Source organism: Corynebacterium sp. HMSC067D03, assembly GCF_001811185.1.
Classification (GTDB): domain Bacteria; phylum Actinomycetota; class Actinomycetes; order Mycobacteriales; family Mycobacteriaceae; genus Corynebacterium; species Corynebacterium coyleae.
The window spans coordinates 1-18589 of record NZ_KV803784.1 but is presented as its reverse complement, the minus strand read 5'-3'; the positions used below and the strand labels follow the sequence as shown (position 1 = coordinate 18589).

Here is an 18589-nt window from a genome sequence, read left to right as displayed (position 1 = left end):
ATACGGAGCTCATCGTCTGGTTGCACAAACACCGAGCTAGACGACCAGGGAAAACAGCAGGCCAGGACCGTCGAGCAGAAGCGCAGAAGGCCCCAGGCAACGCAAAAGCACCCCGAGCGAGCGGGGTGCACTTTTACGTGAAGGGTGGACTAGCGGTCGTCGTCCTCATCCCAGTTGGCGTAGTCGGCGTACTGGTCGTCCACCTCGGAGTCGTCGTCATCCCACCTGCGGCCCGGGGTCTTCCCTGCAAGCTCGCGTTGGAGCGAGGCGAGATCCATTTCAGGAGTGTTGTACTTCAGCTGGCGAGCAACCTTGGTCTGCTTGGCTTTTGCGCGTCCGCGGCCCATGGCGTGACCCCCTTGAGGTGGTTCTGGGCGGCCCATGTGTGGGCGGCCTCTTATGATTCTTCGTTATTTTCCTGTAGGACACTATAGCTTGAGTATCTTAAAAATGCCCCTTAGGTGTCCCACCTGCGGTTATTTTGGCGTCATGCCGCCACGACGAAGCTGATCAACAGCTTTGCGGCCCGCACGTTCACCCTCATCTTGTGGCAACGAGGAGGGGTCGACGGAGGCTGCAGCGCCCTGGATTTCCAGGGGAACCTCCAACGCGGAACGCTTCACTAGGGCGAGAGCCACCGGGCCTTCGTCGGCATCGTGTACGACGGTGCCGAGTCGGCCGACGTTTCGTCCGCCGGCGGTGATCTCCGCACCGGGCACTGGTTCTTCAGGGGCGGAGCCATCGAGCTGGAGTTTGACCAGCAGGCGCGGGGATCGGCCGAGGTTTTCCACGCGAGCAACGGTTTCCTGCCCGCGGTAACACCCCTTTTCCAGGTGGACGGCGCCGATGTGGTTGCCACGATTGATGAGGTAGGGGGCTTCGTGGGGGATGGAGCGCTCGTCGAGGTCGGCGCGCTGCTCTGGCTCGCCGGCGGCGACGCGCAGGGCGGTAAACGCCATCAGACCGGCCAGTGGAAACTGTTCGGCGATCGCGTTGAGTTGCTCGCGGGGGATAGCGACGTCAGTGCGGCATACCCCACCCCAGCCATCAATCACGCGGGTGAACACGGCGCCCTCAACCTGGGCAGCAGCAGGGCCAAGCAGCGTGACCACAGCAAGATCGGTTTGCTCCACGGTCACCTCGGACCAGAACACCATGCGCTGCAGATAGGTCAGCAGGCTTTCTGCCTGGTAGGAGGGGGTGTCCAGGTAAAACACGTCATCGGCTACGGCGATATCGGCGTGGTGCAGGATGCGCCCCTGTGCGTTGAGGTCGAGGGCGGAGGCGGTGAATCCGGAGGTGGCGTCGTCAAGCTTTTGCGATAGCAGGTTGTTGAGGAACCCCGGCGCATCAGGGCCGGACACCGCAATGACGGCGCGGTTGGAGCGGTCGACGGCGACGGTATCTCTGGTGGCCTTGCGTTGTTCCCCCAGCGGATCGCCGTAGTGCCAGGCGACGCCGGTGGCGTCGAGAAGCGAATCGCCCGGAAGCTCCGCAGCACCCGGCTTGGCCAAAAGAACCGATGCGTAACCCATGGGCGCCTATCATAGGGGGCATTATGTCTATTGCACCGCTCGCGCCTGCGCCCGTGATCTACCTCGTCGAACCGTACGGCGGGTCCGTACGCCGCCAAAACACCAACATGCCCCACGTGTTCTGGGACGATGCGGTGGTCACGCGCGGCGATGGGATCTTTGAAAGCATCCTCATTCGAGATGGCAAACCGCTCAACCTGGAGAAGCATCTCGAGCGCTTCGCCCGGTCGGCGGAACTGATGGATCTGCCGGAGACGGGAGCTGCCCACTGGGAGCGCGCCACCGAGGAGGCGGTCGCCGATTATTGCCGTGAGCGCGGCGGCACCGAAGGCGTGGAAGCGAAGTGCGTATGGACGCTCTCACGCGGCCGTGAAACCACCGGCGTTGCAACTGCTTGGCTGACCATACGCCCGCTTGACGACGACACCCTGGCACAACGCGAACGCGGCGTGTCCGTACTCACTACCCCGCGCGGCTACACCGTCACGGGCGATGCGCCGTGGATGCGCGAAGGTGCGAAAACGCTCAACTATGCGGCGTCGATGGCGGCGCTGCGTTGGGCGAAAGCCGGAGGCGCGGACGATGTCATCTACATCGATCCCGACACCGGCCGCGTGCTCGAGGGGGTGACCTCGTCGGTGGTTATGGTGAAGAAGGGTGGCCGGTTGCGCACACCGGCACCGGGGCCGGGCGTGCTGGCCGGCACCACCCAAGCCGCCCTGTTTGAATACGCCGCCGAGCAGGGGTGGAAGTGTAAGGCGAAGGACATCTACCTCAACGAACTGTTCAAGGCGGAGTCGGTGTGGCTGGTGAGCTCCACGCGCATCGCCACCCGGGTAAAGCGCCTGGACGGCAAAAAGCTCCCCGCTCCCGACAATGAAGCCGAGATCAAGGAGCTGATTTCCGCGGCGCTGAGCTAACCGGCGCTAGCCCGCGATGCGCTTCAACTCTGCGGACATGTACGGCACCATCTCGCCGTTGACGGCGCGCTCGTCAACCCAGCCGAGGTTGTTGTTCGGCATCAGGCCGTAGAGGCGCTTGCCCGGACCGTGGGACTCCGGGCCGGTCTCCGTTGCGATGGTGGAGGCGCTGGTGAGCTGCCATGCACGCTCGTTGACAGGCGCGCCGTACATGATCTCAACCAAACCGCGGGAGTTGGTCAGGGTCACCTCGATTTCGTCCTTGAGGGAGATGCGCCAGAAGCCGACCTCGCGCTGGTCGGCGCCGGTGGCGTTGCCGTCCTCGTCGAGACGCCACATGCGCGACTCGAAGCGGAGGTAATTCTCACCGTCGTGGGAGACAACAAGGCGCTGGCCGAAGGCGTACTCATCGCCGTTGTCGTTGGCCTGGCCGGAGCCGGTCCACACGCCAACCAGCGGCAGGAGTGCGAGCAGGCCGTCGTGCAGGCTCGGGCCGAAGCGCAGGTTTGCGGTGTCGTCCTCGAGCGGGAAATCTTCAAAGTCGAACGTCGGGATATTGCGGTGCGCGGTCGACTTGGACTGCTCGGACGCAAGGTTGACGGCGTCGTTGCCGCTTAAGGTGGCCGGTTTCGGCGTGTTCGCGGTGTTTTCTACGTTCTTTTCTTCACTCATGGTGTCCAAGGGTAGCTGCTTGTCCCATGGGGTTGAGGTCCGCCGGGTCAAATGCGGTGTTGATGCGGTCGCGCGAGAACTCAATCGAACCGCCGCGCAACTGCACTCGGTCCGCTGGCCCGTCCAACGGCAGGGTGCGGGTGTCTAGGTCGAGAGTGAACGCGGCCTGGGTTTCGGGGGAGGTGTCGTCGATAAGTTTGCTGGGGCGCATCTGGAAGATGCCGTCGATCAGGCGCAGCGTAACCACAACCGTCACCGGGTCTTCTGTACCGGGAACCGTGCCGGTGAGCCGGGCCTCGCTTGCGGCCCCGCCTGCGGGGGAGATGTCGTATGGGTTCGCGATGTCCAGGTCCGTGATGCCGAGGAGGGTTCCGAACCCGACGCCGTCGAGGCGCACCCGGCGGCGCACAAGGCGTGCGGTGCCCGATTCGAACTCGCCCGAAAGCGCGTCGCGTGGGTTGTCGAGGGCGAGGTCGAACACGTCTACGCCGGTCGTCGCTACGCCTGGCCCATCGACGGCGGCATCGAGGTGTTCCACGCTCACACGTGAGACGTTGCCGGTGAGCAGCGACGCCGTGTACGGGAAACCACCCACGGACGCCTGGATGCCGGGTTGGGCGACGGTGCGTTCCACGTTTGCGGCCACGATCGTGTCAGCGCCAGCCAACACAGCCAGCGCCGCCGCCACGGCGACCGCCGCTTTCACACGTGCCCGCATCGTTTCCGCCCTCCGACGTACCCTCTAAGACATGACTGTCGACATCGTAAGCGCCACCCTGCCGGAAACCCTCGTCCGCCCCATTCTGGATGCCGCCCAATCCGAAGACGGCGTCGCCGCGTTCTCCGAAGCGTTCGAGCGCGGGCTTTTCGACGACACCCTCAACCACACCCACCTCATCGCCAAAACCGGCGATAAGACCGTTGCGGTTGCCGGCATCGCTGAAGACGGCTCCACCGAACTGGCCGTCCATCCTGAACGCCGCCGCCACGGCTACGGCCGCGCGCTGGTCCAGGGAGTGCTGGAGCGCAACGCCGACGCTGGATTCTGGGCTCACGGCGACCTGCCCGCAGCGCAGGCGCTGGCACGCGACCTCGGGATGGAACCGGTGCGAGAACTCCTGGTCATGGGTACCGCGCTGGATGCTGACGTGAAGGCGGAAGTGCGCGAGGGCTACGAGCTCGTCCAGTACCCGGAGTTGGTGTCGCGGTGGGGGCGTGAGGTCGTCGATAAGCAATGGCTCGAGGTCAACAACGACGCGTTCTCCTGGCACCCCGAACAAGGCGGCTGGGACATCGCGCAGCTGCACCGGGCGATGGACACCGACTGGTTCGACGCCGACGGCGTGTGGTTCCTCGTCGCCGGCGATGAGATTGCGGGCTTCCACTGGACCAAACGACACCCGGATGGCACCGGCGAAATCTATGTCGTGGGCCTCTCCTCGAAGCATCGGGGGGAGGGAATGGGGGGACCGCTGATTCAGGCCGGACTGAACTACCTCGCGGAGTGCGGATCCTCGCAGGTCATCCTCTATGTCGAAGGCGACAACGAGCCGGCGGTAAAGCGATACCGCCAGCTCGGCTTCGATACTCGCGAGCGCCACGTGGTCTACAAACCGGCCTCCAAAAAATAGCGACTGACCTGCGGTGTTAGCCAGGATTTTACGAGTTCACCAACAGTTCACCCAATCAGCAACCAGGGATTAACCGGCGCTGTCTAGGTTTTGTGTCGTAAGTGATCGGACATCTGCCTGGTGTTCCGGACCGAACAGTTAAATACCTGAAAGGTTCCCCGTGATTCGTAACTTCAAGCGCACCGCCGCAGTCATTGGCGTCGTAGCAGCCTCCTCCGCCACCCTCGTCGCTTGCGGCGGCTCCAACGACACCGAAGGTGCAGCAGGTACCGAAGCGGAATCCACCGCAGCGGCCGAAAAGGGCGACTACGAGCTCTACGGCCAGCAGGGTGACATCCTCGCTGAGGGCGCGTCCTCCCAGCAGAACGCCATCGACTACTTTGCCTCCGTCTACTCCGCAGAGGTCCCGGGTGCTTCCATCGCCTACACCCCGTCCGGCTCGGGCGCTGGCCAGAAGAACTTCATCGCCAACCAGGCTGTCTTCGCAGGTTCTGACTCGCCGCTGAAGGACGACCAGGTTGAGGCTGCTGCACAGCGCTGTGGCGGCAACGAGGCATGGCACCTGCCGTTCGTCATCGGCCCGGTTGCTATCGCCTACAACCTCGAGGGTGTCGACGAGCTCAACCTCACCGTGGACAACATCGTCGAGATCTTCCAGGGCGTCATCAAGACCTGGAACGACCCGAAGATCGCAGAGGCTAACCCGGGCGTTGAACTGCCGGACACCCCGATCAACGTCTTCTACCGCTCCGACGAGTCCGGCACCTCCGACAACTTCCAGAAGTTCCTCGCAGCCGCATCCGACGGCAAGTGGGAGTCCTCCGGCAAGGCGTTCCCGAACGCAGTGGGCACCGGCGCCAACGGCTCCTCCGGTGTGGCACAGGAAGTCTCCGCTACCGACGGTTCTATCACCTACGTCGAGGCTGGCTTCGCTGACAAGAAGGCCAACATCGACTTCGGCAACGGCCCGGTCGAGCTGACCAACGAGTCCGTGGCGAAGACCCTGGACAACCTGACCTTTAAGACTGAGGGTCACAACATGGTCGTCGACGCCGACGCCCTGTTCGCCACCGACACCGCCGGCGCTTACCCGCTGGTGCTGACCACCTACGAGATCGTCTGCTCCGCGGGCTACGACGAGGCAACCTCCAAGATGGTCAAGGACTTCCTCAACATCGCCCTCGACCACCAGGATGCAGAGCTCGAGGCTGAGGGCTTCATCCCGGTCACCGGCGCACACGCTGAGCGTCTGCGCGAGGCGATCAACGCCATCCAGTAAGGCCAACCGGCCGACGACCCCCGACTGAGCTCAATGACATCGGGGGTCAATTGCTGTAGTCCACCCCGTTTCCCTCCATCTTTCCCAAGGATCCGAGCACATGGCTGACAATGACGTTGCGGTAGCGGAACGCACCGCGCGGACCTCCGGACGCGTGAAGCGCCCCGGAGACCGGTTCTTCGAAATCTTCTCCACAGCATCTGCAACGCTGATCACCGTCCTCGTTGCTGCCATTGGTATCTTCCTGCTCGCGCAGGCGCTGCCGCCGCTGATGCGTAACGACGGCGGCGTGCTCGGCTTCTTCACCTACGGTGGCCCGTGGCAGACCGCAGACCTGGACGCGATGCAGTTCGGTATTCCGAACCTGTTCTTCTCCACGGTGACCATCTCCATCATCGCGCTGATCATCGCGATGCCGGTCGCCCTCGGTGTTGCACTGTTCTTGTCCAACTACTGCCCGCAGCGCCTCGTGCGCCCGCTGGGCACCCTGGTGGACATGCTCGCAGCCGTGCCGTCGATCGTTTACGGCCTGTGGGGCGCTCAGGTGCTTGGTCCGAAGTTGGGCAAGTTCTACGAGTGGGTCAACGGCTGGGGTGGCGATTTCTTCCTGTTCGCCACCTACCAAAACTCCCCGCCGTTCTCCACAGCCCGCAACGTCATGACCGGTGGAATTGTGCTTGCCATCATGATCCTGCCGATCATCGCGGCAACTGCCCGCGAGATCTTCGTCCAGACCCCTCCGGGACAGATCGAGTCTGCGCTCGCACTGGGTGCGACGCGCTGGGAGGTCATCCGTATGACCGTCATCCCGTTCGGTCTGTCCGGCTTCATCGCAGGCTCGATGCTCGGCCTCGGCCGCGCACTGGGCGAGACCATGGCGCTTTACATGGCGGTCGCACCGGCGAACGATTTCCGCGGTTCGCTTTTCGACGGCGGCACCACCTTCGCAACCGCCATCGCCAACGCCGCTGCCGAGTTCAACAACCCGGTGTCCGCCGGCGCCTACATCGCAGCAGGCCTGGTGCTGTTCCTGCTGACCTTCGTCGTCAACTCGATCGCGCGTGCGATCGTCAACAAGAAATAAGGAGCGGAGCGAAACATGTCTACTGCAGTATCCAAACCGGCTGAGACAGCCCGCCCCGAAAACCCATTCATCGACATCGCCTCGAGCCGCAAAACCACAAACTCCATCATGGGTGGACTCATGTGGTTCTGCATGTTCCTCGCACTTATCCCGCTGTTGTGGCTGCTGTTTACCGTGGTCTCGCGTGGCTGGCACGTCATCGTGGACCCGGCGTGGTGGACCTCCGACATGGTCGGTGTCCGCGCGTCCAAGGAGGGCGGCGGTGCGCTGCACGCGATCATCGGTACGCTCATGCAAACTCTGATCGCGTCGCTGATCTCCATCCCGATCGGTGTATTCACCGCGATCTACCTGGTTGAATACTCCAACGGAAACCGCCTGGGCAGGCTCACCACCTTCATGGTGGACATCCTTTCCGGTGTGCCGTCGATTGTTGCAGCACTGTTCGTCTACGCCCTGTGGATCACCATCCTGGGCCAGCAGCGCTCCGGTTTCGCTGTCTCCCTCGCACTGATCCTGCTCATGGTGCCGGTCGTTGTGCGTAACACCGAAGAGATGCTGCGCGTTGTGCCGATGGACCTGCGCGAAGCTTCCTACGCACTTGGTGTGCCGAAGTGGAAGACCATCGTGCGCATCGTGCTGCCGACCGCACTGTCCGGCATTGTCACCGGCATCATGCTGGCAATCGCCCGCGTGATGGGCGAATCCGCGCCGGTACTCATCCTCGTCGGCTCCACCCCGGCAATTAACTGGTTTGACATGTTTGACAAACCACAGTCCTCGCTGCCGCTGTTCATGCTGGACATGTGGAAGTCCGGCGCCACCGGCCCAGCCAACGACCGACTCTGGGGCGCAGCACTGACGCTTGTCATCCTCGTTGTCACGTTGAATCTGCTCGCACGCTTCATCGCGAAGCGCTTCTCGGTCAAGAAGTAACCACCCGCCCGCGTCCCCAGTCAGGAGAACTCACAGATGTCCACCAAGCTCGAACTCAACGACGTCAACATCTACTACGGCGACTTCCACGCCGTGCAGAACGTCAACATGGAAATCCCCGCCAAGTCGGTCACCGCATTCATCGGCCCGTCCGGCTGCGGTAAGTCCACCGTGCTGCGCACGATCAACCGCATGCACGAAGTCATCCCCGGCGCCTCCGTCAAGGGCGAGATTCTTCTCGATGGCCACGACATCTACGGCAAGAACGTCGACCCGGTCGCCGTGCGCAACACCATCGGCATGGTGTTCCAGAAGGCAAACCCGTTTCCGACGATGTCCATCGAAGACAACGTCGTCGCCGGCCTGCGCCTGGCAGGGGAGAAGGACAAGAAGAAGCTCAAGGAAGTCGCGGAGCAGTCCCTGCGCGGCGCGAACCTGTGGGACGAAGTGAAAGACCGTTTGGACAAGCCGGGTGGCGGCCTCTCCGGTGGTCAGCAGCAGCGCCTGTGCATCGCTCGTGCGATCGCGGTGCGTCCTGAGGTGCTGCTTATGGACGAGCCCTGCTCGGCCCTCGACCCCATCTCCACCCTTGCAGTGGAGGATCTCATCCACGAGCTGAAGGACCAGTACACGATTGTCATCGTGACCCACAACATGCAGCAGGCAGCCCGCGTGTCCGACAAGACCGCGTTCTTCTCGCTCGAAGCCACCGGCCGCCCGGGCCACCTGGTGGAGTTCAACGACACCACCACCATCTTCGAAAACCCAGAGCAGAAGGAAACCGAAGACTACATCTCCGGCCGCTTCGGCTAAGGCTTGCGGAACTTGCGCTCGATGGTGGCGAACTTCTCCAGATTCTCGTAATCAGGTTCGTCCCGCTGGCGCAAGTACGCCTCAGGCCTCAGGCCGGTGACCAGAAACACCATCTGGCCGGCAATATCTACGCAGCGGTCCGCGTAGCGCTCGTAGTAGCGCGAAATCATCGACAGGTCGACGGCCTCGCGAGTGGAGTATTCCCACTCCCGGTCGGAGACCAACGTGCTTAAGAACGCGCGCATGTCGTCGACGCCCTCGTCGATAGTGTGCAGCTCAACTGCCACATCCGGATCCGGATCATCCAACAATGCTCGGGTGGTGGCACCCATCGCAGCCACCAACCGGGTCATTTCCTCGACGTAGCCGTGCAGCGGCGGCGGATACACCGACGCGGGGTGGCGCTGGCGCACCAGGACTGCAATGTTGCGGGCGAGCGAACCCATGCGTTCGAAATATTCCACTAGGTGGATCGCAGCCAGCACCTGACGCAGGTCAGTCGCCACAGGGTTCTGCAGCGCGAGCAAGCGCATGCTTCGCTCCTCACACCGTTCGCCGATTTCTTTGAGTTCGTCGATCAGGGTCAGGGCCGTTTCGGCGTCATCGAGTGACTGCTCAAGAAGGCCCTTCGACGCGTGCTCCATGATGGTGCGCACCGTGTCGCACATGGTCATGAGGTCCTGGTTGAAGGCCTCCAGAGTCTCTCGGTAGGCGGCTCTCAGCATGCGTTTCATGCTACGCGCTCGCAGTTAGCCACCGTTATTCTCAATTTCTGCGCCCTCAGGGACGGTGTCGTCCTCTGGATCGTCCAACCAGCCCTCCGGCAAGGCGATCTTGCCGGCTGAACCTTGGCGGCCGCGCGCGTCATCCGCATGCTCGGCCATTGCTTCAGAATCCGCGATGGGGGCGAGGCGCTCCTTCAACTCCGCAAGAGACGTCACTTGGGCAAGCGACTTGCGGAATTCCCCGCCTACCGGGAAGCCTCGCATGTACCAGCCGGTGTGCTTGCGGATGTCGCGGCACGCGTGGTGCTCACCGTCGTGCTCTGCCAACAGCTCTGCGTGGCGGTAGATGATGCTGGCTACCTTGCCCAGGGTCGGCTCCGGCGGGATCTCCTCGCCGCGCAACTGCGCGCCCAGTTGCGCGAACAGCCACGGGCGCCCAAGGCAGCCGCGGCCGACCTCCACGCCGTGGCAGCCGGTTTGCTCCATCATTTTCGCCGCATCGTCGGCGGCGAAGATGTCGCCGTTGCCGATCACCGGCACGCCGGTACCGTCCATGTGCTCCACAAGGCGGCCGATTTCGTCCCAGTGCGCCGCGCCCGAGTAACGCTCCGCACCAGTGCGGGCGTGCAGGGCAACGGCGGCGGCACCCGATTCGGCAGCAATGCGTCCGGCATCCAGGTGCGTGTGGTGGTCTGCGTCAATGCCGATGCGGAACTTCACCGTAATTGGAATGCCGGAGCCTTCCGCAGCGCGCGCCGCGGCGCTGACGATGTTGCCGTACAGACGCCGCTTGTATGGGATCGCACAGCCTCCGCCCTTGCGCGTGACCTTCGGCACTGGGCAGCCGAAGTTCATATCCACGTGATCGGCGATATCTTCCTCGACGATCATCCGCACGGCTTCATACGTGAACTTGGGGTCCACCGTGTACAGCTGCATCGACCGCGGCGTTTCCACATCCGCGAAGGTGGTCATGTGCATCGTCTTCTCGTTGCGAGCCACCATCGCACGCGCCGTGATCATTTCGCAGACGTACAGCCCCGAGGACGTGCCGGTGAGTTCCTCCTCGATCTCCCGGCACAGCACACGAAACGGCATGTTGGTCACCCCGGCCATCGGCGCGAGGATGACGGGGGAGTTCAGATCAATGCCGCCGATAGTTAAGGCGGGGGCTGCGGTAGTCATAGTTCTGCCTATTGTTCACGCCCGTTGTCGCCCCGTCCAATCGTGGTTGCTACGCCCGTTCGGGGGTGATTTGGGTGTCGATAAGCATTTGCTTTGCGACGAGACCACACACCATCATGGCAATGAGTGATGGGTCACAATATGGTGGGGGTGTTACCTGAACGGATTTAACAGGATTGAGGGAGATCACATGAGCGATCGTATTGCTTCCGCCAAGTTGCGTGACAAGGTCATGACCGCCGAAGAGGCCGTCCAGTTTGTCAACCACGGCGACAAGGTTGGTACTTCCGGCTTCACCGGTGCGGGCTACCCGAAGGCCATGCCGGCCGCAATTGCAGAGAAGGCAAAGGCCGCCCATGCGAAGGGGCAGGACTTCTCCATCGACTTGTACACCGGCGCCTCCACGGCACCGGAGTGCGACGGCGTCCTCGCTGAGGCAGGCGCGCTGCGTTACCGCATGCCGTACCAGTCTGACCCGACCATGCGTAACAAGATCAACGCTGGCGAGATGAAGTTCCAGGACATTCACCTGTCCCACTCCGGCATGATGGTCGAGCAGGGCTTCTTCGGTGACGTTGACCTCGCCATCGTCGAGGCAGTGCGCATCACCGAAGAGGGCAACATCGTCCCGTCTTCCTCTGTTGGTAACTCCGTGGAGTTCCTCAACGCAGCCAAGAAGATCATCATCGAGGTCAACTCCTGGCAGTCCGAGGAGCTCGAGGGCATGCACGACATCTGGCTCGTGCCGCCGCTGCCGAACCGTATCCCGATCCCGATCACCAAGGCCGGCGACCGCATCGGCAAGACCTACATCGAGATCGACCCGGAGAAGGTCGTCGCAGTCATCGAGACCAACGACGCTGACCGCAATGCACCGTTCAAGGCACCGGACGAGGTCTCCGAGCAGATCGCAGGCAACTTCCTCGACTTCCTGGAGAACGAAGTCAAGGCCGGCCGCCTCACCTACGACGGCTACGTTATGCAGTCCGGCGTGGGCAACGTCCCGAACGCCGTGATGGCAGGCCTGATGGACTCCAAGTTTGAGAACATCCAGGCCTACACCGAGGTCATCCAGGACGGCATGGTCGACCTGATTGACGCCGGCAAGATGACCGTCGCCTCCGCAACCTCCTTCTCCCTGTCGCCCGAGTACGCAGAGAAGATGAACAACGAGGCATCCCGCTACCGCGAGTCCATCATCCTGCGCCCGCAGTCCATCTCCAACCACCCGGAGGTCATCCGCCGCACCGGCCTGATCGCCTCCAACGGCATGATCGAGGCGGACATCTACGGCAACGCCAACTCCACCCACATCAACGGCTCCCGCCTGATGAACGCCCTGGGCGGCTCTGGCGACTTCACCCGCAACGCCTACATTTCCTCGTTCATCTCCCCGTCCGTGGCCAAGGATGGCGCCATCTCCGCAATCGTGCCGATGGTTTCCCACGTCGACCACACCGAGCACGACGCCATGGTCTTCATCACCGAGTACGGTGTCGCCGACCTGCGTGGCCTCGCCCCGCGTGATCGTGTGGCAAAGATGATCTCCATCGCCCACCCGCAGTACCGTCCGCTGCTGGAGGAGTACGTCGAGCTCGCCGCGAAGTGCAAGTACCAGGCAACCCCGCACGACCTGCGCCACGCCTTCGACTTCCACACCCGCATCCAGGAGACTGGCACCATGCTGAAGGAGAACTAAAACCTCCTTCCGGCGCGCGTGCAGGGCGATTACCGCACGCGCGCACATGGGGGCTACACTTAGCCCCCGCGGGCCTTTAGCTCAGTTGGTAGAGCTACGGACTTTTAATCCGCAGGTCGTGGGTTCGATCCCCACAGGGCCCACCGTGAGCCCCGGCTAACGCCGGGGCTTTTCGCGTTCTTGGGCCCCCTTCTGTGCCGGGTTGATGGGTTTGCGAGTGCCACAAGGTGGAACCAGCTAACCTGCGCGTATGGATATCAGTACCGCCACGCCCACGGCCGTCGGCATCGCCTTGGGGATCTCGTTGTTGGCCGGGCTATCCACTGGCTTCGGCGGGCTGATCGTCGCCCTGAAACGTGCTCCAGGCGCGGGTTTTCTCGCTGGGGCGCTTGGGTTCTCGGCCGGTGTGATGGTCTACATCTCGTTTGTCGAGCTGCTGCCTCAAGGAATCGAGGGGCTCGCTGAAGCAGGCAGCCCCCGTGCGGAACTCTGGGGCACCGTCGCCTTCTTCGCGGGAATCGGGCTGATCGCGCTTATCGACCGCCTCGTGCCCGAAGAGATCAACCCCCACGAAGAACCCTCGGAAAGTGGGGTCAGTAAAGCACAGTTACGCAACGTGGGCGTCCTCAGTGCCGTTGCCATCGCCATCCACAACTTCCCGGAAGGGTTTGCCACGTTTGCCGTAGCGCTCGCGGATCCGGCCCTTGCTATCCCTCTCGCGGTGGCGATTGCGATCCACAACATCCCGGAAGGCATCGCGGTCGCGGTCCCTATGCGGGAGGCCACCGGATCCCGCCGCAAAGCCGCCTGGTGGGCCACGCTGTCGGGCCTAGCGGAGCCGTTGGGTGCCATCGTGGGGTATTTGCTTCTCCAGCCGTTCCTGGGGCCACAGTCGCTCGGTATCACTTTCGCTGCAATCGCCGGCATCATGGTCTTCGTCAGCCTGGACAAACTGCTGCCCACAGCAATCCAAACCGGCAAACACCACACCGCGATTTACGGGATGATTGTCGGCATGATTGTGATGGCATTCAGTCTGCTCATTTTGCCGGGCTAGCAGGCTATTTGGAGGAAATGGCGTACCTAGCTTATGATGAGCGGGCTGTCTTTTCAGCGCCCCCATCGTCTAGAGGCCTAGGACTCCGCCCTTTCACGGCGGCAACACGGGTTCGAATCCCGTTGGGGGTACGGCCCTGTGGCGCAGTTGGTTAGCGCGCCGCCCTGTCACGGCGGAGGTCGCGGGTTCAAGTCCCGTCAGGGTCGCCATAACGCCCCGAGGTTTTCCTCGGGGCGTTTTGCTTTGCGACGATGCCGTGCACGCAATCGTCGCAAAGCAACGCCCTGAAATAGTGATTGAGCAGGCGATTTGTCTGCCATGGTGAGGTCTGTGTAATGTATCAACTCGTGCAAGCGACAGTGTGAACACACTGAAGTGAGTGCGAAATAACAACATATTGGCCCTGTGGCGCAGTTGGTTAGCGCGCCGCCCTGTCACGGCGGAGGTCGCGGGTTCAAGTCCCGTCAGGGTCGCAGAACCATTCGGTTCTGGCCAGATAGCTCAGTTGGTAGAGCACACGCCTGAAAAGTGTGGGGTCGCCAGTTCGATCCTGGCTCTGGCCACATCAGAAACGCCTCTTTCGCAATAATGCGGAAGGGGCGTTTCGCGCTATAGTCGGGCCCATGTCTGCAACACCTGAAAGCACTGTGCGCAAGAACGAGGCAGAAGGCCAGTACGAAATCCTCGTCGGCGACGAGGTCGCGGGCTACGCCACCTACACTGACCAAGACGGTGTCCGGGACCTGCCACACACCGTGGTGGATCCGAAGTTCCGCGGACAAGGCCTGTCCAAGCCTCTGATGAAATACGCGCTCGACGACGCCCGCGCCGACGGCATGCTGGTTACCCCCACCTGCCCGGCGGTTGAGCGCTACATCGAAAGCAACCCCGAATACGCCGACCTCGTCGCGGCCGAAGACTAAATGATGTAGTCGCCCTTGTTGACGTAGCAGTCCGGGTCCACCAAACGCGCCCGCTCATCCGTCTTCCGGGGGCGAATCTTCGCCGGAATCCCCACGGCAATCGAATGGGGCGGCACATCCTTCGTCACAACCGCATTCGCGCCGACAGCGGAACCCTCACCGATAACCACGGGGCCGAGCACCTTCGCGCCAGCGCCAATAGTGACGTTGTCGCACACCGTCGGGTGACGCTTCGTTTGCGTAAGCACCTGACCACCCAACGTCACGCCGTGGTAGAGCATGACGTTGTCACCGATCTCCGCGGTCTCCCCAATCACGATCCCCATACCGTGATCGATGAAAAACTTGCGCCCAATCGTCGCGCCCGGGTGAATCTCAATACCGGTAAGGAAACGATTGGCCTGCGCCAAAATACGTGCCGCGCCCTTCCAGCCGCGCTTCCACATGACGTGGCAGACACGGTGCATCCAAATGGCATGCAACCCGGAATAGACAACAGCGTTCTCAACATCGCCTCGCGCCGCAGGATCATGATCGCGGGCGTTGGCTAGATCTTCGCGGATGGTCGACACCACAGATTTGGCCATAGAAAGCATGGCGTGCAGTGTACCAACCTGTTCATTTGGGCCGACAATAAAAATTCCCCTCCCTGCCAGCGATGGTGTGGTGGCGGGGAGGGGAGTCGTCGATAAGCAGATTAGTCGCGAATGTCCTCGTAAAGGATCGTGGAGACATAGCGCTCGCCGAAGTCCGGGATGATCACAACGATGGTCTTGCCCGCGTTCTCTTCACGAGCAGCCAGCTCGAGAGCGGCCTTCACGTTCGCGCCGGCAGAGATGCCGCCGAGGATCGCATCCTTGACAGCCAGTTCGCGAGAAGTAGACACGGCATCCTCGTTGCTGACAGCGATGATCTCGTCGACAACCGTGCGGTCCAGCGTGCCCGGTACAAAGTTTGCGCCGAGGCCCTGGATCTTGTGCGGGCCAGCCTCGCCCTTGGACAGCAGCGGGGAAGCAGCCGGCTCAACCGCGACGGCCTTCACATCAGCCTTCTGCTCCTTGAGGTACTTGCCAGCGCCCGAAATCGTGCCACCGGTACCAACGCCAGCGACGATGAAGTCAACCTCGCCGTCAGTGTCGTTCCAGATCTCCGGGCCGGTGGTGGCGTAGTGGATCTTCGGGTTTGCTTCGTTCTCAAACTGACGGGCCAGGATAGCGCCCTCGTTCTTCTCGACGAGCTCGTTCGCCTTCTCCACAGCACCCTTCATGCCAGCGGCACCCGGGGTAAGCACGATCTCCGCGCCGTACGCGCGCAGCAGCACGCGACGCTCGGTGGACATCGTCTCCGGCATGGTCAGGATGACCTTGTAGCCCTTCGCTGCACCCGCGAGAGCGAGTGCGATACCGGTGTTGCCGGAGGTTGCCTCGACGATGGTGCCGCCAGGCTTGAGCTCGCCGGAGGCCTCGGCAGCCTCGACGATTGCCTTGCCGATGCGGTCCTTGACCGAGTTCGCAGGGTTGTAAAACTCGAGCTTCGCAAGAACTCGAGCCTTCGAGTTCTCGGTGATGCCCTGCAGCTCCACGAGCGGGGTGCCGCCGATGAGGTCGAGGACGTTCTTTGCAATCTTCGCCATGATGCTCCTTTAAACACGTTGATTGTTGGAGTTGCTGCCAGACAGCATACACGCCACGCTAGACAGGACGGTATAGATCTACTGAACCGATAGGTACGGGGGAGGGTTTGAAATTGCGACTTGCCCGATTGGGCTCGACTTTCCTGTGGCTCCATATCGGCGGGGCTAAATTTTGCTACCCCCGTTCGCGCGTTATGATGGTGAAGATTTTCGGCCAAGTTCAACTCCGGGTGAGCCCAAACGGGTGACCCCGGTTCGTGGAAGGCAAACAGGTATGACGATGGACGCGCAGCGCATCAAAGACGACGACGATGCGATCCGTGCGGCACTCACCGCGTTGAAGACCACGACGGGCATCCCCGTCGCCATGTACGGAACACTCATCGCGGACAACCGACTGCAGATCACCCAGTGGATCGGACTGCGAACCCCTGCGCTGCAGAACCTCACGCTCGACGCCGGGACGGGCGTCGGCGGACGTGTAGTCAACACTCGCCGTGCCGCGGGTGTTTCCGACTACACACGTGCAAACACGATTTCCCACGAGTACGACAAGCAGATCCAGGACGAAGGACTGCACTCGATCGTGGCTGTGCCCGTCATTGTTAACCGTGAGGTACGTGGCGTCCTCTACGTCGGTGTTCACTCGCCGGTTCGCCTCGGCGAAAAGGTCATTGAGGAAGTCACGATGACTGCGCGTTGCCTCGAGCAAGAACTGGCAGTCAATGCAGCCCTGCGCTCAGGCGACGGGGCTGGCGACCGTGCAGGCGCCAAGGGCGGCCGTCAGATGAGCGGTGCCGAATGGGAGCAGGTGCGCTCCACCCACTCGAAGCTGCGCATGTTGACCAACCGTGTCGACGACGAAGACCTGCGCAAGGAACTTGAGCAGCTTTGCGAGCAGCTGGTTTCCCCAGTGCGCGTGAAGCAGACCACGAAGCTCTCCGCCCGCGAGCTTGACGTGCTGTCCTGTGTGGCGCTGGGTCACACCAACGTTGAAGCGGCCGAGGAGATGGGGATCGGTGCTGAGACGGTGAAGTCCTACCTGCGAAGCGTGATGCGCAAGCTTGGTGCTCACACCCGCTATGAAGCGGTGAACGCGGCACGCCGTATTGGCGCGCTTCCCTAACCCTTGACGTTCTGGAGCGCCCCGCAGAGTTCGGTACTGTTGTGGGCGTGAAAGAACGTTTTTTGGTCACAGGTGGAACGCGACTCGAAGGCCTAGTGCACGTCGGGGGTGCGAAAAACAGTGTCCTCAAACTTATGGCAGCAGCGCTGCTGACCGAGGGCACGACGACACTTCGCAACTGCCCTGAGATTCTCGACGTCCCGCTCATGGGCGACGTCCTCGTCGGCCTTGGTTGTGAAGTGGAGATTGAAGGCGATGTCGTACGCATCACAACACCCGCTGAACTGTCCCCACATGCCGACTTTGACGCGGTCCGACAGTTCCGCGCTTCTGTGGCGGTGCTGGGGCCTCTCGTCGCAAGGTGTACTGAGGCGTACGTTGCGCTCCCAGGGGGCGACGCCATCGGTTCGCGCCCTCTGGACATGCATCAATCAGGGTTGGAAAAGCTCGGTGCGACGACCCATATCGAACACGGCGCGGTTGTTGCACGTGCTGAGAAGCTCCGCGGCGCCGCAATCGAGCTCGACTTCCCGTCGGTCGGCGCTACCGAAAACATTGTCACGGCAGCAGTGCTTGCGGAAGGTCGTACGACCCTGGATAACGCCGCCCGTGAACCCGAGATCGTCGATCTTTGCGACATGCTCAACGCAATGGGCGCGAATATCACTGGCGCCGGCACATCCTGTATCACCGTCGACGGTGTGGAGAAACTACACCCCACTGAACGGACGGTGATCGGCGATCGCATCGTCGCTGGCACGTGGGCATATGCCGCGGCCATGACGCAGGGTGATGTCACCGTTACCGGCGTCGCGCCTGGTCACCTGCACCTCGCATTGGCGAAGTTGAAGCTCTCGGGTGCCGAGGTGGAGACCTACGACAACGGCTTCCGCGTGCAAATGCGTCAACGCCCGAAAGCCGTCGACTATCAGACGCTGCCGTTCCCGGGCTTCCCAACTGACCTCCAGCCGATGGCGATCGCCCTGTCTGCAGTGGCAGACGGCGTTTCCGTCATTACTGAGAATGTCTTCGAAGCACGCTTCCGCTTTGTCGACGAAATGATGCGCCTTGGTGCCGACGCCAACGTCGACGGCCATCACGTAATGATCCGAGGCGTGGAAAGCCTGTCATCAACCGACGTGTGGTCTTCGGACATCCGTGCAGGTGCCGGTCTAGTTTTGGCTGGTCTTGTGGCAGACGGCGTCACCACAGTTCACGATGTGCACCACATCGACCGCGGCTACCCGGAGTTTGTTGAGAACCTCAACAGGCTTGGGGGTCATGTAGAACGTGTTAACGACTAGGCATTTACCCGCAGTAACCTGCGGGTTTGTGTTTATGTTTGGGTGTGTGTAACTTAATCCCAGTCAG

The 18589-nt window shown here is 62.1% G+C and carries 19 protein-coding genes and 5 tRNA genes; 16 read left to right on the top strand and 8 right to left on the bottom strand.

Going from position 1 to position 18589, the window contains the following annotated elements:
* Positions 1–149: 149 nt before the first annotated feature.
* Together HMPREF2785_RS02250 and HMPREF2785_RS02245 are read right to left on the bottom strand one after the other, a co-directional pair.
* Positions 150–347, bottom strand: coding sequence for a DUF3073 domain-containing protein (locus HMPREF2785_RS02250; RefSeq protein ID WP_070423032.1), 198 nt, complete (start codon positions 345–347; stop codon positions 150–152).
* A 129-nt stretch (positions 348–476) separates the two neighbouring features.
* Positions 477–1535: a CAF17-like 4Fe-4S cluster assembly/insertion protein YgfZ gene (locus HMPREF2785_RS02245; RefSeq protein WP_070614155.1), complete on the bottom strand. Its 1059-nt coding sequence runs from the start codon at positions 1533–1535 to the stop codon at positions 477–479.
* A gap of 23 nt (positions 1536–1558) precedes the next feature.
* Between HMPREF2785_RS02245 and HMPREF2785_RS02240 the strand changes: the two genes are divergently transcribed.
* Complete coding sequence (locus tag HMPREF2785_RS02240; protein WP_070614154.1) at positions 1559–2455, top strand: aminodeoxychorismate lyase; 897 nt, start codon at positions 1559–1561, stop codon at positions 2453–2455.
* Positions 2456–2461: 6 nt separating this feature from the next.
* On the opposite strand, the gene HMPREF2785_RS02235 is transcribed toward HMPREF2785_RS02240, so the two are convergent.
* A complete protein-coding gene (locus tag HMPREF2785_RS02235) occupies positions 2462–3127 on the bottom strand; it encodes a heme-binding beta-barrel domain-containing protein (RefSeq protein WP_070423035.1) in 666 nt (221 codons plus the stop codon).
* Positions 3120–3845, bottom strand: a complete 726-nt coding sequence (locus HMPREF2785_RS02230) for an LmeA family phospholipid-binding protein (protein ID WP_070614153.1) — start codon at positions 3843–3845, stop codon at positions 3120–3122. The genes HMPREF2785_RS02235 and HMPREF2785_RS02230 overlap by 8 nt, the downstream gene beginning before the upstream one ends.
* 31 nt (positions 3846–3876) lie before the next feature.
* On the opposite strand from HMPREF2785_RS02230, the gene mshD reads away from it, so the two are divergent.
* The 5 genes from mshD (at position 3877) to pstB (ending at position 8870) form a co-directional block, all read left to right on the top strand.
* On the top strand, positions 3877–4758 hold the full coding sequence (mshD, locus tag HMPREF2785_RS02225; RefSeq protein WP_070614152.1) for a mycothiol synthase: 882 nt from the start codon (positions 3877–3879) through the stop codon (positions 4756–4758).
* A gap of 160 nt (positions 4759–4918) precedes the next feature.
* Positions 4919–6037 (top strand): phosphate ABC transporter substrate-binding protein PstS, encoded by a 1119-nt coding sequence (gene pstS / locus HMPREF2785_RS02220; protein WP_070450740.1) that lies wholly within the window; start codon positions 4919–4921, stop codon positions 6035–6037.
* A 100-nt stretch (positions 6038–6137) separates the two neighbouring features.
* Positions 6138–7121: a phosphate ABC transporter permease subunit PstC gene (pstC, locus tag HMPREF2785_RS02215; RefSeq protein WP_083308823.1), complete on the top strand. Its 984-nt coding sequence runs from the start codon at positions 6138–6140 to the stop codon at positions 7119–7121.
* A 15-nt stretch (positions 7122–7136) separates the two neighbouring features.
* On the top strand, positions 7137–8057 hold the full coding sequence (pstA, locus tag HMPREF2785_RS02210; protein ID WP_070614150.1) for a phosphate ABC transporter permease PstA: 921 nt from the start codon (positions 7137–7139) through the stop codon (positions 8055–8057).
* 36 nt (positions 8058–8093) lie between these two features.
* Positions 8094–8870, top strand: a complete 777-nt coding sequence (gene pstB, locus HMPREF2785_RS02205; RefSeq protein WP_070423041.1) for a phosphate ABC transporter ATP-binding protein PstB — start codon at positions 8094–8096, stop codon at positions 8868–8870.
* Here pstB and HMPREF2785_RS02200 read toward each other — a convergent pair.
* Positions 8867–9592, bottom strand: a complete 726-nt coding sequence (locus HMPREF2785_RS02200; RefSeq protein WP_070614156.1) for a phosphate signaling complex PhoU family protein — start codon at positions 9590–9592, stop codon at positions 8867–8869. The genes pstB and HMPREF2785_RS02200 overlap by 4 nt on opposite strands.
* Before the next feature lie 27 nt (positions 9593–9619).
* Positions 9620–10780: a tRNA dihydrouridine synthase DusB gene (dusB, locus tag HMPREF2785_RS02195; protein WP_070614149.1), complete on the bottom strand. Its 1161-nt coding sequence runs from the start codon at positions 10778–10780 to the stop codon at positions 9620–9622.
* Between the two features lie 190 nt (positions 10781–10970).
* Here dusB and HMPREF2785_RS02190 point away from each other — a divergent pair, with 190 nt between their 5' ends.
* From HMPREF2785_RS02190 to HMPREF2785_RS02155, 8 genes are all read left to right on the top strand, one after another.
* Positions 10971–12479, top strand: a complete 1509-nt coding sequence (locus HMPREF2785_RS02190) for an acetyl-CoA hydrolase/transferase family protein (protein ID WP_070423043.1) — start codon at positions 10971–10973, stop codon at positions 12477–12479.
* 70 nt (positions 12480–12549) lie between these two features.
* Positions 12550–12622, top strand: a tRNA-Lys gene (locus HMPREF2785_RS02185).
* 107 nt (positions 12623–12729) lie between these two features.
* Entirely contained in the window at positions 12730–13536 is an 807-nt protein-coding gene (zupT, locus tag HMPREF2785_RS02180) for a zinc transporter ZupT (protein ID WP_070423044.1), read from the top strand.
* 58 nt (positions 13537–13594) lie between these two features.
* Positions 13595–13667 (top strand) — tRNA-Glu (locus tag HMPREF2785_RS02175).
* 1 nt (position 13668) lies between these two features.
* Positions 13669–13745, top strand: a tRNA-Asp gene (locus HMPREF2785_RS02170).
* A 190-nt stretch (positions 13746–13935) separates the two neighbouring features.
* A tRNA-Asp gene (locus HMPREF2785_RS02165) sits at positions 13936–14009 on the top strand.
* 17 nt (positions 14010–14026) lie between these two features.
* A tRNA-Phe gene (locus HMPREF2785_RS02160) sits at positions 14027–14099 on the top strand.
* Between the two features lie 60 nt (positions 14100–14159).
* A complete protein-coding gene (locus HMPREF2785_RS02155; protein ID WP_070423045.1) occupies positions 14160–14459 on the top strand; it encodes a GNAT family N-acetyltransferase in 300 nt (99 codons plus the stop codon).
* Here the strand turns inward: HMPREF2785_RS02155 and epsC are convergent.
* Together epsC and cysK are read right to left on the bottom strand one after the other, a co-directional pair.
* Positions 14456–15046, bottom strand: coding sequence for a serine O-acetyltransferase EpsC (gene epsC, locus HMPREF2785_RS02150; RefSeq protein ID WP_070423046.1), 591 nt, complete (start codon positions 15044–15046; stop codon positions 14456–14458). The genes HMPREF2785_RS02155 and epsC overlap by 4 nt on opposite strands.
* A 110-nt stretch (positions 15047–15156) precedes the next feature.
* Positions 15157–16092: a cysteine synthase A gene (gene cysK, locus HMPREF2785_RS02145; RefSeq protein WP_070482153.1), complete on the bottom strand. Its 936-nt coding sequence runs from the start codon at positions 16090–16092 to the stop codon at positions 15157–15159.
* A 280-nt stretch (positions 16093–16372) separates the two neighbouring features.
* Between cysK and ramA the strand changes: the two genes are divergently transcribed.
* Together ramA and murA are read left to right on the top strand one after the other, a co-directional pair.
* Positions 16373–17218: an acetate metabolism transcriptional regulator RamA gene (gene ramA / locus HMPREF2785_RS02140; RefSeq protein ID WP_070482170.1), complete on the top strand. Its 846-nt coding sequence runs from the start codon at positions 16373–16375 to the stop codon at positions 17216–17218.
* A 47-nt stretch (positions 17219–17265) separates the two neighbouring features.
* Positions 17266–18522, top strand: a complete 1257-nt coding sequence (murA, locus tag HMPREF2785_RS02135; RefSeq protein ID WP_070482168.1) for a UDP-N-acetylglucosamine 1-carboxyvinyltransferase — start codon at positions 17266–17268, stop codon at positions 18520–18522.
* Positions 18523–18589 lie beyond the last annotated feature (67 nt).

Coding starts and splice junctions, on each gene's coding strand:
- pstB (WP_070423041.1), top strand. CDS start 8,094: ATGTCCACCAAGCTCGAACTCAACGACGTCAACATCTACTACGGCGAC.
- dusB (WP_070614149.1), bottom strand. CDS start 10,780: ATGACTACCGCAGCCCCCGCCTTAACTATCGGCGGCATTGATCTGAAC.
- HMPREF2785_RS02245 (WP_070614155.1), bottom strand. CDS start 1,535: ATGGGTTACGCATCGGTTCTTTTGGCCAAGCCGGGTGCTGCGGAGCTT.
- HMPREF2785_RS02230 (WP_070614153.1), bottom strand. CDS start 3,845: ATGCGGGCACGTGTGAAAGCGGCGGTCGCCGTGGCGGCGGCGCTGGCT.
- HMPREF2785_RS02155 (WP_070423045.1), top strand. CDS start 14,160: ATGTCTGCAACACCTGAAAGCACTGTGCGCAAGAACGAGGCAGAAGGC.
- epsC (WP_070423046.1), bottom strand. CDS start 15,046: ATGGCCAAATCTGTGGTGTCGACCATCCGCGAAGATCTAGCCAACGCC.
- cysK (WP_070482153.1), bottom strand. CDS start 16,092: ATGGCGAAGATTGCAAAGAACGTCCTCGACCTCATCGGCGGCACCCCG.
- HMPREF2785_RS02240 (WP_070614154.1), top strand. CDS start 1,559: ATGTCTATTGCACCGCTCGCGCCTGCGCCCGTGATCTACCTCGTCGAA.
- pstA (WP_070614150.1), top strand. CDS start 7,137: ATGTCTACTGCAGTATCCAAACCGGCTGAGACAGCCCGCCCCGAAAAC.
- HMPREF2785_RS02190 (WP_070423043.1), top strand. CDS start 10,971: ATGAGCGATCGTATTGCTTCCGCCAAGTTGCGTGACAAGGTCATGACC.
- zupT (WP_070423044.1), top strand. CDS start 12,730: ATGGATATCAGTACCGCCACGCCCACGGCCGTCGGCATCGCCTTGGGG.
- mshD (WP_070614152.1), top strand. CDS start 3,877: ATGACTGTCGACATCGTAAGCGCCACCCTGCCGGAAACCCTCGTCCGC.
- HMPREF2785_RS02250 (WP_070423032.1), bottom strand. CDS start 347: ATGGGCCGCGGACGCGCAAAAGCCAAGCAGACCAAGGTTGCTCGCCAG.
- pstC (WP_083308823.1), top strand. CDS start 6,138: ATGGCTGACAATGACGTTGCGGTAGCGGAACGCACCGCGCGGACCTCC.
- HMPREF2785_RS02235 (WP_070423035.1), bottom strand. CDS start 3,127: ATGAGTGAAGAAAAGAACGTAGAAAACACCGCGAACACGCCGAAACCG.
- ramA (WP_070482170.1), top strand. CDS start 16,373: ATGGACGCGCAGCGCATCAAAGACGACGACGATGCGATCCGTGCGGCA.